At 65.7% G+C, this 13,552-nt stretch carries 13 protein-coding genes; 4 read left to right on the top strand and 9 right to left on the bottom strand.

All coding sequences use genetic code 11. The features are described 5' to 3' along the window. Positions 1-50 precede the first annotated feature (50 nt). The 7 genes from mddA to I5E68_RS06715 form a co-directional block, all read right to left on the bottom strand. Positions 51-788, bottom strand: a complete 738-nt coding sequence (gene mddA / locus I5E68_RS06745; protein WP_197162310.1) for a methanethiol S-methyltransferase — start codon at positions 786-788, stop codon at positions 51-53. A 214-nt stretch (positions 789-1,002) separates the two neighbouring features. Further along, positions 1,003-1,425 (bottom strand): nucleoside-diphosphate kinase, encoded by a 423-nt coding sequence (gene ndk / locus I5E68_RS06740; protein WP_197162308.1) that lies wholly within the window; start codon positions 1,423-1,425, stop codon positions 1,003-1,005. A gap of 138 nt (positions 1,426-1,563) precedes the next feature. Next, positions 1,564-1,845, bottom strand: coding sequence for a hypothetical protein (locus I5E68_RS06735; protein ID WP_197162306.1), 282 nt, complete (start codon positions 1,843-1,845; stop codon positions 1,564-1,566). 109 nt (positions 1,846-1,954) lie between these two features. Further along, positions 1,955-2,122 (bottom strand): hypothetical protein, encoded by a 168-nt coding sequence (locus I5E68_RS06730; protein WP_197162304.1) that lies wholly within the window; start codon positions 2,120-2,122, stop codon positions 1,955-1,957. Positions 2,123-2,538: 416 nt separating this feature from the next. After that, the gene (locus tag I5E68_RS06725) at positions 2,539-3,036 is read right to left on the bottom strand and encodes a hypothetical protein (protein ID WP_197162302.1); all 498 of its coding nucleotides are present in this window, start codon (positions 3,034-3,036) and stop codon (positions 2,539-2,541) included. A 418-nt stretch (positions 3,037-3,454) separates the two neighbouring features. Beyond that, complete coding sequence (locus tag I5E68_RS06720; protein ID WP_197162300.1) at positions 3,455-3,898, bottom strand: DNA polymerase III subunit chi; 444 nt, start codon at positions 3,896-3,898, stop codon at positions 3,455-3,457. A gap of 23 nt (positions 3,899-3,921) precedes the next feature. Next, a complete protein-coding gene (locus I5E68_RS06715; RefSeq protein ID WP_197162298.1) occupies positions 3,922-5,385 on the bottom strand; it encodes a leucyl aminopeptidase in 1,464 nt (487 codons plus the stop codon). A gap of 127 nt (positions 5,386-5,512) precedes the next feature. On the opposite strand from I5E68_RS06715, the gene I5E68_RS06710 reads away from it, so the two are divergent. The 4 genes from I5E68_RS06710 (at position 5,513) to rsmA (ending at position 11,311) form a co-directional block, all read left to right on the top strand. Further along, positions 5,513-7,870 (top strand): LPS-assembly protein LptD, encoded by a 2,358-nt coding sequence (locus I5E68_RS06710; RefSeq protein ID WP_197162296.1) that lies wholly within the window; start codon positions 5,513-5,515, stop codon positions 7,868-7,870. Positions 7,871-8,131: 261 nt separating this feature from the next. Then, positions 8,132-9,457 carry a peptidylprolyl isomerase gene (locus I5E68_RS06705; protein WP_370463755.1) on the top strand — a complete coding sequence of 442 codons (1,326 nt, stop codon included), beginning with the start codon at positions 8,132-8,134 and terminating at the stop codon, positions 9,455-9,457. After that, positions 9,435-10,496 carry a 4-hydroxythreonine-4-phosphate dehydrogenase PdxA gene (gene pdxA, locus I5E68_RS06700; RefSeq protein ID WP_197162292.1) on the top strand — a complete coding sequence of 354 codons (1,062 nt, stop codon included), beginning with the start codon at positions 9,435-9,437 and terminating at the stop codon, positions 10,494-10,496. The genes I5E68_RS06705 and pdxA overlap by 23 nt, the downstream gene beginning before the upstream one ends. Further along, complete coding sequence (gene rsmA, locus I5E68_RS06695) at positions 10,493-11,311, top strand: 16S rRNA (adenine(1518)-N(6)/adenine(1519)-N(6))-dimethyltransferase RsmA (protein ID WP_197162290.1); 819 nt, start codon at positions 10,493-10,495, stop codon at positions 11,309-11,311. Before pdxA ends, rsmA begins: the two co-directional genes overlap by 4 nt. Positions 11,312-11,313: 2 nt before the next feature. Here the strand turns inward: rsmA and I5E68_RS06690 are convergent, their stop codons facing one another. Both I5E68_RS06690 and I5E68_RS06685 read right to left on the bottom strand, forming a co-directional pair. Then, the gene (locus tag I5E68_RS06690) at positions 11,314-12,081 is read right to left on the bottom strand and encodes an NYN domain-containing protein (protein ID WP_197162288.1); all 768 of its coding nucleotides are present in this window, start codon (positions 12,079-12,081) and stop codon (positions 11,314-11,316) included. A gap of 134 nt (positions 12,082-12,215) precedes the next feature. Beyond that, positions 12,216-13,517 (bottom strand): beta-propeller fold lactonase family protein, encoded by a 1,302-nt coding sequence (locus tag I5E68_RS06685; RefSeq protein ID WP_228726867.1) that lies wholly within the window; start codon positions 13,515-13,517, stop codon positions 12,216-12,218. Positions 13,518-13,552: the final 35 nt, after the last annotated feature.

Here is a 13,552-nt window from a genome sequence, read left to right as displayed (position 1 = left end):
CGTCCCGGCAGGTTAGCTTAGTTAATTACCCTTAACTAACCCGTCGGTGTTCAGCCGCGGCGTCCCGCCCCGTGGACGAGGAAGCCGACTTCGCGCTGGTATTGGCGATAGGTCTCGCCGAACTGTCCGGCGAGATCGCGCTCCTCCAGCCGCGCGCCAATGAAGATGTAGGCGGTCATGCCGAAGGCGAAGAGCACGTGGCCCGCGCTCATCGTCGGCGCGGCCCATAGCGCGATCAGGAAGCCCAGATAGAGCGGGTGGCGCACGAAGCGGTAGAACAGCGGCGTGCGAAAGCGCGGTGGCTGCGCCGGCTTGCGGCGCATCTCGCGCCAGGGTTGCGACAGTCCGAAGAGCTCGAAGTGGTCGATCAGCCAGGTCGAGAGGAACACCATCGAGATGCCGAAGACGAAGATGCCCCAGACCGTCATGCGCAGCCCCTGCGCCTCGATCTGCCAGACCACGCCCGGCAGCGGATGCCACAAGAGCATGACCGCAAGCAGCACGAGGGAAGATGCCAGCACGTAGACGCTGCGCTCGAGCGGCTGGGGCACGACGCGGGTCAGCGCCTGCTTGAAGGGCTTGCGGGCCATGACCGAGTGCTGGATGCCGAACATCGCGACCAGCGCCAGATCGATAAGGATCGCCACGCCGGGCGATGCGACGGGTCCCTTGTCGATGTGTCCGGGCATGAACGGCAGCCCGGCAAGGAAGCCGACGAAATAGAGAAACACGGCAAAGAACGCGAAATAGCACAGCGTCGCGAAGACGAGATAGATGGTAGCACGCATGACCCGGTCCTCCCTTGGTGAGTGACCGAAGCGGACAAGAATGCGGCCGTCCGCTTCTCCCAGGCTCTCTTGTACGCCTTTTCGTGGATACGTGCAAAAATGCACACTCGGTGTGGTATGCAAGGACATTGCTCTTGCGGACCGGGCGCAAACGAAAAGGGCCGCCCCGAAGGACGGCCCTTTCACGATTTCGGTGCCTTGCGGACCGGTCGGATCAGCCGACGATCTCTTCGGGCTTGAAGAAGTAGGCGATCTCGATCGCCGCGTTCTCGTCCGAGTCCGAACCGTGCGCCGAGTTGGCTTCGATCGATTCGGCGAAGGTCTTGCGGATGGTGCCCTCAGCAGCGTCGGCCGGGTTGGTGGCGCCCATCACGTCGCGGTTGGCCTTGACGGCGTCTTCGCCCTCGAGGACCTGCACGACCACGGGACCCGAGATCATGAACGAGACGAGGTCGCCGAAGAAGGGACGCTCGGCGTGGACGGCGTAGAAGCCTTCGGCCTGTTCCTTGGTCATCTGGATGCGCTTCGAGGCGACGACGCGAAGGCCGGCATCTTCGAGCATCTTGGTGATGGCGCCGGTCAGGTTGCGACGGGTGGCGTCGGGCTTGATGATCGAGAAGGTGCGGGTAACCGCCATGGGTTCAATCCTTGAAAAAGGGATGGGTAATGGGTTGCGCGCGCCACTAGCCCGGTTCGCGGCGCTCCGCAAGGAGAGCTTGCGCCGCGATGGCGCACGATCAGGCCGCTACGGCGCGCGATCCGGCAGGAACGGCTCTCAGGCGCGCCCGCCGCGCGCGACCGCGCCGCGCGCCTGCCCTTCGAGCAGGTTGGAGGGAAAGTCGGGCGAAAGCCCGCGCTCGAGCGCGCGGCACAAGTTGGCATGGTCGAGCAGCGCAATCGAGATCGCGCGCAGCCAGCCCTCGTGCAGCGCAGTCTCGCCGCCGAGCACCGCCTCGATCGCCCCTTGCGAACAACTGAGCGTGCGCGCCGCCGCCCCTGCCCCGCCCAGCGCATCGACGCCGCGGGCAAAGAGCGAAAGCTGTTCCTGAGGTGTCATGCCGCCGGCCCCTTGCCCTGAGGACGCGCGCAAGCCGCCGCGCCCTGCCCCAGCGCCTAGTGCGCAGCCTCGCGCCCTGTCAACTTGAGCGCGATCGCCGTGAGCGAAGTCATTCGACCTCTTCGTCCGCGCCACTTTCCTTCGCGCCAAAATTGGCAAACCCCACCCCGGCGACGATGCCGATCAGCAGCCCGAGCGCGATATTGTCGAAGATGACGCCGGCCAGCAGGCCGCCAATGATGCCGAAGGAAAACTTCGCCGGTTCCGCCTTTGCCATGCCCTGCACCGCCCCCGTCTGTCGTTGTCTTGTGGGCGCGATTAGAACGATTCCGTGTGCTCTGGTCAACACTGGCGGATTTTAGAGCGAAATGGCGGGGTTTTGAGAGCGTGTAGGGTTAGTGGGGCTGCGGATGTGCGCCGGTGGCGGAATGTCGCGTTTGGAGCGCAGATACAGAGATAGAGCCGTTCAGCTGCAAGGCCTAGCGACCACAAAAAGCCGTTCTAGCGCCGCGACGAAGGCAGTGCCAGGTTACGCCGACACTGGTCATGCCGCGAGCATTAAGCCCTCAGGTCAAGGCTGCCGGCTTTGCGACCACTTGCCGCCGGCTCGGCAACTTGGCGCATCAGCGCTATATCGTCCCGAACGTTGGCGCAGGTAGTCAGTCGGCAACCACTGATCAACTGTGAAATGGCTCAACGGCGAAGTGTGAGGATGCAGGAGCCGATAATGCACGCTCCGAAAATGATCGCAATGGGGATCGTCATGGAGGTCCAAAGATAATAGACGGTCAGGATCAGTGCACCCAGAACGACAACGCTGAACACAAGCGCAATCACCCGCGCAGAGAAGCCCCAGACCAATGAGCCGAAGTCCGACGCAATGCCCTTGAGGGTATAATCCCCCGTGGGATCGCCGTGCGAAATGATCCGCTCAGCCCCTTGGTATTCGACTTCCGGTGCATCAATGCGCTTGTGTCGGGAGAACAGCACAACAGTTGGCGGGATCAACGAGACGACGACTAAAACATAAAGGAACCAACGAGGCGCTCCCGGATAGAATTCGGCGGCCATCGTACCCAGTGCACCGAGGCAAACACCCGCACCAATAGTGTAGACCACAAGGTAGCCAAGCACGTTCCCGATCAGTCCGAGAACCCGCCCCATCCCCCGACTAAAAGCCATCACGTTCATTGATGTAAGTCCCAGAGTTTGCCCATGCCCAAATATCTCGCGCAATCCGAGGGCCCGATAACGCTACGCTCCTCCCGCTTTGGCTCGTTCGGTCATTTCCATGATGGCCTTGTCTCGCCCCGCAATGACATTATCGATTGATGCCGTGAATTCAAGTTTAACGATGTGCGGTTTCAGGAAATGCTTTTGCATCATTGCCTAATACTAGCAGGATCCTGCCGTTCCACGGCGCTGACCTGAACCGCGTCTTTGCTCCAACTTTAGTTATAATCGGACTGACCGCTCACGTAAGGGCTATTCTCCCAATTGAACCGCTCGCATGGGCGCATTGCCGACGCTGCCTCCTCGCCAAAGCGGAGCGCAAGCAAGTCCCGCTCTCCACGGCACAAAAGCTCAAGCGGACAGCGAGAGCCCGGCCCTATTCCGAGGCCTTTTTGGCCCAGCGTCCGTCTTCCTGCGCCCAGTATTCCTTGGTGATCCCCTCGCGCCCGCGCAGGTCCTTCCAGACCTGGCGCGCCTGTTGCACGGTCTCGGCGTCGAAGAGGTAGAACACGCGATCGAAGCTGGCATCGCCCTCGCGCCACTGGCCATCGGCGAGGAACAGGAAGCGTGCGCCGTTGGCGGGCTCGACCTTGTCGGAGAGCAGCACCGGCTGGCGCTCGGCATGGGGTTCGAGCGCATCGCCGTTGGCGAGAAAGCTCTCGGGCGAGAGGCTCCACAGGCTTCGCGAGATCGCGCTGCGCTGCGCTTCCTCGCCCGCGACGACGAGGACGCGCTCGCCCGCCTCGAGCGACTTCTTCGCGAGAAGCGGGACGACCGCCGGGGCGGGGTCGCGGCTGAGCTGGTAGAACATCACGCGCATCAGCCGCGGCCCCCTTCGCGTCCTCAGCCTTCCGCCGTGTCGCGGATCAGGCGGTCGAGCAGACGCACGCCGTAGCCGGTCGCGCCCTTGTCCCAGGTCGCGCCGGGCTTGTCGGCCCAGGCCATCCCGGCGATGTCGAGGTGCGCCCAGGGACGGCCCTTGTCGATGAAGCGCAAGAGGTACTGCGCGGCCGTGATCGAGCCGCCGAAGCGGGTGCCCACGTTCTTCATGTCGGCGATCGCGCTGTCGAGCTGCTTGTCGTAGGCCGGGCCCATCGGCATGCGCCACACGCGGTCGCCCGAGGCCTTGCCTGCAGCATCGAGGTCGGCAGCAAGCGCGTCGTCGTTCGAGAACAGCCCTGCGTATTCGTGCGCCAGCGAGACCAGGATCGCGCCGGTCAGCGTGGCGACGTCGAGGATGCGCGCGGGATCGTAGGTCTTCTGCGCGTAAGTCAGCACGTCGCACATGACGAGGCGGCCCTCGGCGTCGGTGTTGATCACCTCGACGGTCTGGCCCGACATGGTGGTGACGACGTCACCGGGACGCTGCGCATTGCCGTCGGGCATGTTCTCGACGAGACCGCACAGGCCGACGACGTTGGCCCTGGCCTTGCGCTTGGCGAGCGCGAGCATGGTGCCCGCAACCGCGCCGGCGCCGCCCATGTCCCACTTCATGTCTTCCATGCCGCCGGGCTGCTTGAGGCTGATGCCGCCGGTGTCGAAGGTGACGCCCTTGCCGACGAAGGCGACCGGCTTGTCCCCGTCCTTGCCGCCCATCCACTCCATCACGAGCAGGCGCGCGGGACGCACCGAGCCCTGCGCGACGCCGAGCAGCGCGCCCATGCCCAGTTCCTTCATCTCGGCATCGTCGAGGACGCGGATGGTGAGGCCCGAACCTTCCATGCGCGCCTTGCAGCGCTCGACGAAGCTCTCGGGATAGATCGTGTTGGCAGGCTCGGTGACGAGCTCGCGGGTGAAGGCGACGCCTTCGGCAACGCCCTGTTCGATCGCCCAGAGCGCTTGGGTGCCCTCGGGCGCGCCGACCAGCTCGAGCGAGGCGAGGCTCGGCTTCTTGTCGTCGGCTAGCGTGGTGCGGTAGGCATCCCAGCGCCAAGCGCGCAGCCAGGCGCCGGTCAGCACCGCGACCGCTTCCTCGGCCGAGAGCGCGGCGTCGGACACGTCCAGCGCCAGCGCGGTCTCGCCCGAGACGAGGTACTTGGCAACGAGCGCGGCGCCTGCCTTCTCGAGCGTGGCCTTGCGATCCTCGGCATCGGCCTTGCCGATACCTGCCAGCGCGACGCGCACGACCTTGCCCGAACGCTCGGCGAAACCTTCGAAGGTCTGGCCCGGCTTGCCGGTGAATCGGGCCATCGCCGCGCCCTCGCTCAGGACCGGCTCGAGGTCGGCGGGCAGCGAATCCTGGGTGACGAGGCGGGCGACGAGGCGCGCGGTCGGGGTAGTAGCCGCGTCAAGGATCTGGATCTTCATGGATTCTCCTGAATTCTGTTCTCATTGCGGGCCGCGTTGGCCAGCCTCACGGGAATGAACCGCCATGCTGTTCGCTTTGCCGCATCGATGGATTGCAGTTAGGCACGGGCGGTGCGATAGGCAAGCCATGCTCCCGGCCGTTCCGACCTCGCTGCACGCCTTTTCCCGCCGCCTGCAACCCGTCTCGCTCAGCGCTCTCGCGCTCGTCATAGCAGGCGGCCTTGCCGCGTTCGTGCCGGCGGATGCCGCCAGCGCGCAGGATTTCAACCGGCCTGCCGAGGAAGCGCCGATCACCGAAGCGCCGCCCAAGCCCGCGCCCGAGACCGAAGACGCGGTCCCGATCGCGTTCGAGGCCGACGTCGTCGAATATGCGCAAGGCTCGGGAGACGACGCCGGACAGGTCACCGCGACAGGCAATGTCGTGCTGCGCCGCGACGGCCAGTCGGTGCGCGCCGATTCGGTCTCGTGGAACCAGCAGAGCGGCGAGATCACCGCGAGCGGCAACGTGCGCATGGTCGACGAGAACGGCAACCAGCTGTTCACCGACAAGGTCGAGCTGACCGACGAGCTCAAGACCGGCATGCTCGAGAACCTGCTGCTGGTGCTGCGCGAGGGCGGACGCCTCGCCGCGCAGGACGGCCAGCGCCTCGGCAACGGCGACGTCGTCCTCAACCAGGCGGCCTATACCGGATGCGCTGTCGCCAATTCGGACGGCTGCCCCAAGACGCCGACCTGGCGCGTGGTCGCCAAGAGCGTGGTCTATTCCGAAACGCAGCAGCGCGTGCGCTTCACCGATGCGCGCCTCGAACTGTTCGGGGCGGTGCAGCTGCCACTCCTGGGCCTCACCATCTCGACCGACGGCGACGCGGTTTCCGGCTTTCTCATTCCGGACCTGCGCTCCTCGCCTTCGAACGGCATCGAGATCAACCAGTCCTACTACTGGAAGATCGACGAGAACCGCGATCTGACCGGTACCGTCTATGCCTATACCGAAGCGGCGCCGATGGCCTCGCTCGAATATCGCGCGCTGACCGGCTCGGGCGCCTACCAGGTCACCGGCTATGCCACGGCCAGCGAGCGCATCCCGATCTACGGCTCGAACCCGAGCAACCTGGGCGAGAGCGCGTTTCGTGGCTACATCTTCGCCAACGGGCGCTTCCAGCTCAGCGATCACTGGAGCGTGACGGCCTCGCTGCGCCGCGCGACCGACCGCACCTTCCTGCGCCGCTACGACATCAGCCGCGACGACCGCCTGCGCTCGCTCGTCGACGTCGAGCGCATCGATGCCGACAGCTTCCTCTCGATTGCGGGCTATGCCACGCAGACCATGCAATCGACGCGCGATCAGGGCCAGATCCCGGTCGCGGCACCGGTCGTCGACTATCGCCGCAGGTTCAAGGACCCGCTGCTCGGCGGCAAGATCGAGACCCGCCTCAACTCCTACGTCGTCACCCGTGTCGACGGGCAGGATACGCAGCGCGCCATCGCCAGCGCCCAGTGGACGCGTCGGCGCATCACCGGCATGGGCCAGGTGATCACGCTCACCGGGCTGCTGCGCGGTGACATCTACCACTCCTCCGAGAACTACGAGACCCCGACCCTGCTCTATCGCGGCGAACCGGGCTGGCAGACGCGCGGCCTTCCGCTGGGTGCGATCGACGTCGAGTGGCCGCTGGTCGGCGAGATCTTCGGCGGCACGCAGGTGCTGACCCCGCGCATCCAGATCGTCGCCTCGCCCAGCGTGCCCAACCTCTCGATCCCCAACGAGGATTCGCGTGCGATCGAGCTGGAGACCGGCAACCTCTTTGCGCTCAACCGCTTCCCCGGCGACGACCGGATCGAGGACGGCGCACGCTTCACGTACGGCTTCGACTGGAGCTTCGAGCGGCCGCGCTGGCGCATCAACACCACGGTCGGCCAGTCGATCCGCCTCGACAGCGACCCCACCTTGCTGCCCGACGGTACCGGCCTCAGCGAAAAGGTCTCCGACTTCGTGGCGCGCACCGAAGTGCGCTACCGCGACTTCGTCAATTTCATCCACCGCATTCGTCTCGACAAGGACAGCCTCGCGGTGCGCCGCAACGAGTTCGACGCGGTCATCGGCAACAACCGGACCTATGCCGAGATCGGCTACACCAAGCTCAACCGCAACATCTACTCGACCGTGCTGCCCGACGATTCGGAACTGGGCCGGGTCGAGGACTTGCGCGACCGCGAGGAAGTGCGCGCCGCAGGGCGTGTCGCCTTTGCCAACTACTGGTCGCTGTTCGGCTCGGCGGTGATCAACCTCACCGACGAGAGCGAGGACCCGCTCTACGGTTCGGACGGGTTCCAGCCGCTGCGCACCCGCATCGGCGCGGCCTACGAGGACGACTGCCTGCAGATCGCCTTCACCTGGCGGCGCGACTACATCGAGAACGGCGATGCGCGCAGCGGCAACTCGTTCCAGATCCGCTTCGCCCTCAAGAACATCGGCCTTCGCTGACCGGCCAGGCGCGCGCGTCCCCGACTGGATCGCGTGCGCAACGTTGGCAGTGCGGAACAAAGCCGCTATCGGGTGTGCTCATTTTCGGTTAAGCCGCGCCGCTGCAAGAGCAAGGTGCCCACAAGGCGGGTATCGCTGTGCGGCCACAGGACAAACCACCCGCGCGGTGGGTGCCGGCCCCGGCCGGTCGACAACGGGATTAGTGACAAGGTGCAAGCAGTCATTCGCAGCAAGAACATGAAGCGCACGATTTCGGCCCTCATGGGCAAGGCGGCCATTGCGCCCCTCGCGATCATCGGTGCCGCCATTGCCGCAACTCCGGCCCTCGCCCAGTCCGCACCGCAGGGCGCGATCGTGATCCCCGACGACGTCAAGATCTTCGGCAACGACAATCCCAACGTGCGCAAGGCGACCGCTGTCGTGAACGGTGACGTGATCACCGGCACCGACGTCGACCAGCGCCTCGCGCTTATCCTGGCGGCCAACCAGAACGAGGTCTCCGAGGAGGAAATGAAGCGCCTGCGCCTGCAGGTCCTGCGCAACCTCATCGACGAGACGCTCGAAATCCAGGAAGCCAAGGCCAACGAGGTCGAGGTCTCGCAGGCCGAGATCGACCAGTCCTACAACCGCGTCGCCTCGCAGAACTTCAAGCAGGATCTCTCGGCGATGGATGCCTACCTCAAGCGGGTCGGCTCTTCTCCTGAATCGCTCAAGCGCCAGATCCACGGCGAACTGGCCTGGCAGCGCCTGCTCCAGCGCAACGTCGCGCCCTTCATCAACGTCTCGGAAGACGAGGTGAAGGAGACCATCGACCGCCTCAAGGCCTCGAAGGGCACCGAGGAATACCGCATCGGCGAAATCTACCTCTCGGCCGCCCCCGACGCGCGCCAGCAGGTCTACAACAACGCCTCGCAGATCGTGAAGCAGATCCGCGAAGGCGGCAGCTTCGTGGCCTATGCCCGCCAGTATTCCGAAGCCACCACCGCTGCCGTCGGCGGCGATCTTGGCTGGATCCGCCTTGCCCAGCTCCCCACCGAGCTGGCCAATGTCGCACGCGAGATGCAGCCCGGCCAGCTGGTCGGCCCGGTCGAGGTCCCCGGCGGCTTCGACATCCTCTACCTGATCGACAAGCGCCAGGTCCTCACCGCCGATCCGCGTGACGCGATCCTCGCGCTCAAGCAGATCTCGATCGGCTTCAAGCCCGGCACCACCGAAGCGCAGGCCGGTGAGCGCGCCGAAAGCTTCGCCAAGGCGATCTCGGCGGCCCGGGGCTGCGGCGACGTCGACGAGGTCGCTGCCGGGGTCGGCGCGCAGGTCGTCACCAACGACCAGGTCAAGGCGCGCGACCTGCCCGCGCAGATCCAGACCGCGATCCTCCAGCTCTCGCCCGGCGAGACCCTGCCCCCGTTCGGCTCGCTCGACGAGGGCGTGCGCATCCTGATGCTGTGCGGTCGCGACGATGCCCAGGCCGACAACGGTCCCAACTTCGACCAGCTGATGGCGCAGATGGAAGACGAGCGCATCAACAAGCGCGCGCAGATGTACCTGCGCGACCTGCGCCGCGATGCCGTCATCGAGTACAACTGAGGCTCAAGGCGCAGCACCCTTGCCGGTGAACGCAGCCCCGCTGGCCGTCTCGATCGGCGATCCGGCGGGAATCGCGCCCGAAGTCATCGCGCAGGCCTGGGCCGAACGCGAGGCCCATGCGCTCGCTCCGTTCTTCGCGGTCGGCGGTGCAGGCGTGCTGGTACGCGCCGCCGCCTCGCGCGGGATCGAACTGCCGGTTGTCCAGATTTCCAGTCCCGCCGAGGCCCGCGAGGCCTTTGCCAGCGCCCTGCCGGTGCTCGGCGAGGAAGACTGCACGCAGACCTTCGGCGAGCCCGACGCGCAAGGCGCACGGCTTGCGCTGCATTCGCTGACCCGCGCCACCCGCCTTGCGCTTTCGGGCGAGGCCGGCGCGGTCGTCACCGGCCCCATCGCCAAGGCGCGCCTTGCCGAAGTCGGCTTCACCCAGCCCGGGCAGACCGAGTTCCTCGCCGATGCATGCGAGCTTGCCCACGATGACGCGGTGATGATGCTCGCAGGGCCTTCGCTGCGCACCGTGCCGCTGACCGTCCACGAACCGCTCGCGGTCGTGCCGGGCCTCGTCACCGGCGCGCTGATCGAACACAAGGCCCACGTCATCGCGCGCGCCCTCGCCCGCGATTTCGGCCTGCCCGAGGCGCGCATCGCGATCACCGGTCTCAACCCGCACTCGGGCGAGGACGGACGCATGGGAAGCGAGGACCGCGACGTGATCGCGCCCGCCATTGCCAGGCTCGCGGCGCAGGGCCTCGCCGTCACCGGGCCGCACCCCGCCGATGCCCTCTTCGCCGCGCACGAGCGCACAAAGTTCGACGTCGCCTTGTGCATGTACCACGATCAGGCGCTCATCCCGATCAAGACGCTCGACTTCGATCAGGGCGTCAACGTCACGCTCGGCCTGCCGATCGTGCGCACCTCGCCCGACCACGGCACCGCCTTCGCCATCGCCGGCAAGGGCCTTGCCAGTGCGGGCGCGATGATCGCGGCATTGCGCATGGCGGGCGAATGTGCGCAAAGGCGCGCGATGAGCGTGCCTGCATGACCGACCTGCCCCCCCTTCGCGAAGTGATCGCGCGCCACGGCCTCTCGGCCAGCAAGGCGCTCGGCCAGAACTTCCTGTTCGATGCACAGTTGCTCGACCGGATCGCCGCGATTCCCGGCGCGCTCGACGGCCAGCAGGTGCTCGAGGTCGGCCCCGGCCCCGGCGGGCTCACCCGCGCGCTGCTGCGCGCCGGTGCCCAGGTCACCGCGATCGAGATGGACCGGCGCTGCCTGCCCGCGCTCGCCGAGCTGGAAGAGGCCTTCCCCGGAAAGCTCAAGGTGATCGAGGGCGACGCGATGAAGATCGCGCCCGCGAGCCTGTTCGAAGGGCCCTACCACATCGTCGCCAACCTGCCCTACAACGTGGGTACCGCGCTGTTCACCGGCTGGCTCTCGGGCGAGACATGGCCGCCGCAGTGGGCCTCGCTGACGCTGATGTTCCAGGAGGAAGTGGCCCGCCGCATCGTCGCCGAGCCCAATACTTCCGCTTATGGGCGCCTCGCCGTGCTCGCGCAGTGGCGCAGCAAGGCAAAGCTCGCGATGAAGGTGCACCGCAGCGCCTTCACCCCGCCGCCCAAGGTGATGTCGGCCATCGTCCACGTCGTGCCCGGCGAGGCGCCCGAGGGTGTCTCGATGCGCGTGCTCGAACGCGTGACCGAGGCCGCCTTCGGCCAGCGCCGCAAGATGCTGCGCCAGAGCCTCAAGGGCATGCCCGGCGCGCTCGACGCGCTCGATGCGCTCGGCATCGACCCGCAGCGCCGCGCCGAGACGCTGAGCGTCGCCGAATTCGTGGCCATCGCCAAGGCGCTGGGCTGAGCTTACGCGGCTTTCGAAGCAACCTTACGACGCGGTTTCACATAAACCTTGAGATTTTCTCGCCTGATCTCGAACGCATCTGACTTCTCCAACAATGTGAGAAGCTTGGCACAGCCGTAGGTTCGCGAATTGAAGTCTGGCATCAATACCGCAAGCCTCGTTCCGACCGCTCCGAGAAAATACCAGCCATCCAGATCTTCGAGTTGCCCCAAAGCCGAGCGGATCAGTGGCACTGCATCGGACGGCAATTGCTTGGGCGACCTTGGCTCGCCCGAATTCTCACTTTGTACTTTGCTGGGCTCGGCAGCCTTCGCTGGCTGCGACTTCATGAGATTGTCTGTATATACGAAGCGCTTACAGGCCTTTCGGAAACTTTCCGGAGTCTTGCGCTCACCGAACCCGTAGACATCCGCTCCCTGCTCGCGAATACGTGCGGCAAGCCGAGTGAAATCGCCATCCGATGAAACGATGCAGAACGCGTCGAACCGTCCGGTATGCAGCAGGTCCATAGCGTCGATGACCAGCGCAATATCAGAAGCGTTCTTGCCCGTCGTGTTCGCGAAGTTCTGCTGGGGAATGATTGCGCGCGACGCCATTATCTCGGACCAGCCGCGGAGCCTGGTTCCCGAGAAATCGCCATAGATGCGCCGTACGCTCGCCTCACCAATTGAAGCCAGCTCATCGAACAGGCCAGCTACGATCTGAGGCGACGCATTGTCGGCATCGATCAACACCGCAAGCTTGGCGATGCGTTCGTGATTATTAGCCATCGTTGAAGGACGCTTGAAAACCGACCACCGCAATCCGCGATTCAGGTGAAAGTTTCTTCACAAAAGCCCAATTCGCACAGCCTGCACCCAAGTACAGTTAATTACCTATATTTTGATTATAGACAATCGTTCTTTCATCGACTGTCCAGACCCGAAAAAACGAGCTTCTGCACACGCCGTCCAGTGCCGACTTCGCTGGTATAGAGGTTGCCCTTGCTGTCGGTCGCGACCGAGTGGAGCCAGAAGAACTGGCCGGGATAGCGGCCCACGCGCCCGATGCTGCCCACCACCTGCGCACTTTCGCGCAGTAGAATCCAGATCTTGGCGTTGGCCATGTCGGCGACGTAGAGGAACCGCCCATCGGGCGAGAAGGCGACGTCGGAAGCCGAGCGCAGGCCGCCGGTGCCGGGCGCGATCACGATGTCGCGCACGAATTCGAGGCTGCCATCCTTGGCGCCTTTCTCGCGGAAGACCTGGATGCGGTTGTTGCGCCGGTCGCAGACGTAGATCAGTCCTTCGCCATCGCGTTCGACGCAATGGACGATGTCGCCGAACTCGCCCGAGGCCGGGTCGGCGCCGCCGTCGCGGTTGCTCGAGGCCTGGCTCTGGTCGAAAGGCTGCGCGCGCTCACCCGAGCCCGGGGCCTTGCCATAGGCGCCCCACAGGCGGCGCAGCGAGAGGTCATCCGCATCTAACTGGACCACGCGCTTGTTGATGTAGCCGTCCGAGACCAGCACGCTGTCGCCGCTCGCGTAGATGTCGGAGGGGTTGCCCAGCGTATCGCGCGAGGCGTTGCCCGTGGTCGCGCCGCGCTTGCCGAACTGGCGCAGGTACTTGCCATCGGCGGTGAGGTTGACGACGACGTGGTCGCCCTTGCCCGCACCGCCAACCCAGATCGTGCCGTCCGCAGCGGCGAAGATGCCGTGGATGTTGGTCGGCCACTGGTTCTCGCCCGCGATGTCGGGTGCGAGTTCGGGCCCGCCCCAGGCGCGCAGCAGGGCACCCTCGGCGGAGAAATTCATCACGTGCGGTGCCGGGCGGCAGCAGCTCAGGGTCGAGGCCGGTTCCTGCGCCAGCCCTGCCTCGTGCTGGTCGAGCGAATTGGGCCTCTGGACGATCCACACGGTATCGCTCGCATCGACCGTGACGCCGGGCACCTGCCCCAGGATCATGTCGTCGGGCAGGCTCGGCCAGGCTGCATCCGCCTTGAAGGTGGGCAGCGCGACACCCTCGGCGAGGCGTTCGGCGACGATACCGACGAGCGCTTCCTCGCGCGGCTGCGTCAGCGCAGGGGCAGTCGCGGCGCGTGCCGGTTCCTCGTCGAACCCGGCGAGGACCAGCGCGCCCAGCGGCAGCGCCGTGCCGGCCGCGAGGGCCAGCATGCGTTTCGTGATCGTGTGTCGTGCGATGCCCGCCATGTCGTCGTCCCCTGTCATCGCCCTCCACATGCGGTGGGCGATGGCAAGGTACA

It is taken from the genome of Novosphingobium aureum, from assembly GCF_015865035.1.
Lineage (GTDB): Bacteria > Pseudomonadota > Alphaproteobacteria > Sphingomonadales > Sphingomonadaceae > Novosphingobium > Novosphingobium aureum.
Note: the sequence above shows the minus strand (reverse complement) of the source record. Positions and strands in the feature narration are given on the sequence as shown.

Bases quoted from the DNA above. Each gene is read 5' to 3' on its own strand.
- I5E68_RS06690 (WP_197162288.1), bottom strand. From the start codon at position 12,081: ATGGCTAATAATCACGAACGCATCGCCAAGCTTGCGGTGTTGATCGAT.
- I5E68_RS06730 (WP_197162304.1), bottom strand. From the start codon at position 2,122: ATGGCAAAGGCGGAACCGGCGAAGTTTTCCTTCGGCATCATTGGCGGC.
- I5E68_RS06715 (WP_197162298.1), bottom strand. From the start codon at position 5,385: ATGAAGATCCAGATCCTTGACGCGGCTACTACCCCGACCGCGCGCCTC.
- I5E68_RS06705 (WP_370463755.1), top strand. From the start codon at position 8,132: ATGGGCAAGGCGGCCATTGCGCCCCTCGCGATCATCGGTGCCGCCATT.
- I5E68_RS06735 (WP_197162306.1), bottom strand. From the start codon at position 1,845: ATGACACCTCAGGAACAGCTTTCGCTCTTTGCCCGCGGCGTCGATGCG.
- ndk (WP_197162308.1), bottom strand. From the start codon at position 1,425: ATGGCGGTTACCCGCACCTTCTCGATCATCAAGCCCGACGCCACCCGT.
- pdxA (WP_197162292.1), top strand. From the start codon at position 9,435: ATGCCGTCATCGAGTACAACTGAGGCTCAAGGCGCAGCACCCTTGCCG.
- I5E68_RS06725 (WP_197162302.1), bottom strand. From the start codon at position 3,036: ATGAACGTGATGGCTTTTAGTCGGGGGATGGGGCGGGTTCTCGGACTG.
- I5E68_RS06720 (WP_197162300.1), bottom strand. From the start codon at position 3,898: ATGCGCGTGATGTTCTACCAGCTCAGCCGCGACCCCGCCCCGGCGGTC.
- rsmA (WP_197162290.1), top strand. From the start codon at position 10,493: ATGACCGACCTGCCCCCCCTTCGCGAAGTGATCGCGCGCCACGGCCTC.
- I5E68_RS06710 (WP_197162296.1), top strand. From the start codon at position 5,513: ATGCTCCCGGCCGTTCCGACCTCGCTGCACGCCTTTTCCCGCCGCCTG.
- I5E68_RS06685 (WP_228726867.1), bottom strand. From the start codon at position 13,517: ATGACAGGGGACGACGACATGGCGGGCATCGCACGACACACGATCACG.
- mddA (WP_197162310.1), bottom strand. From the start codon at position 788: ATGCGTGCTACCATCTATCTCGTCTTCGCGACGCTGTGCTATTTCGCG.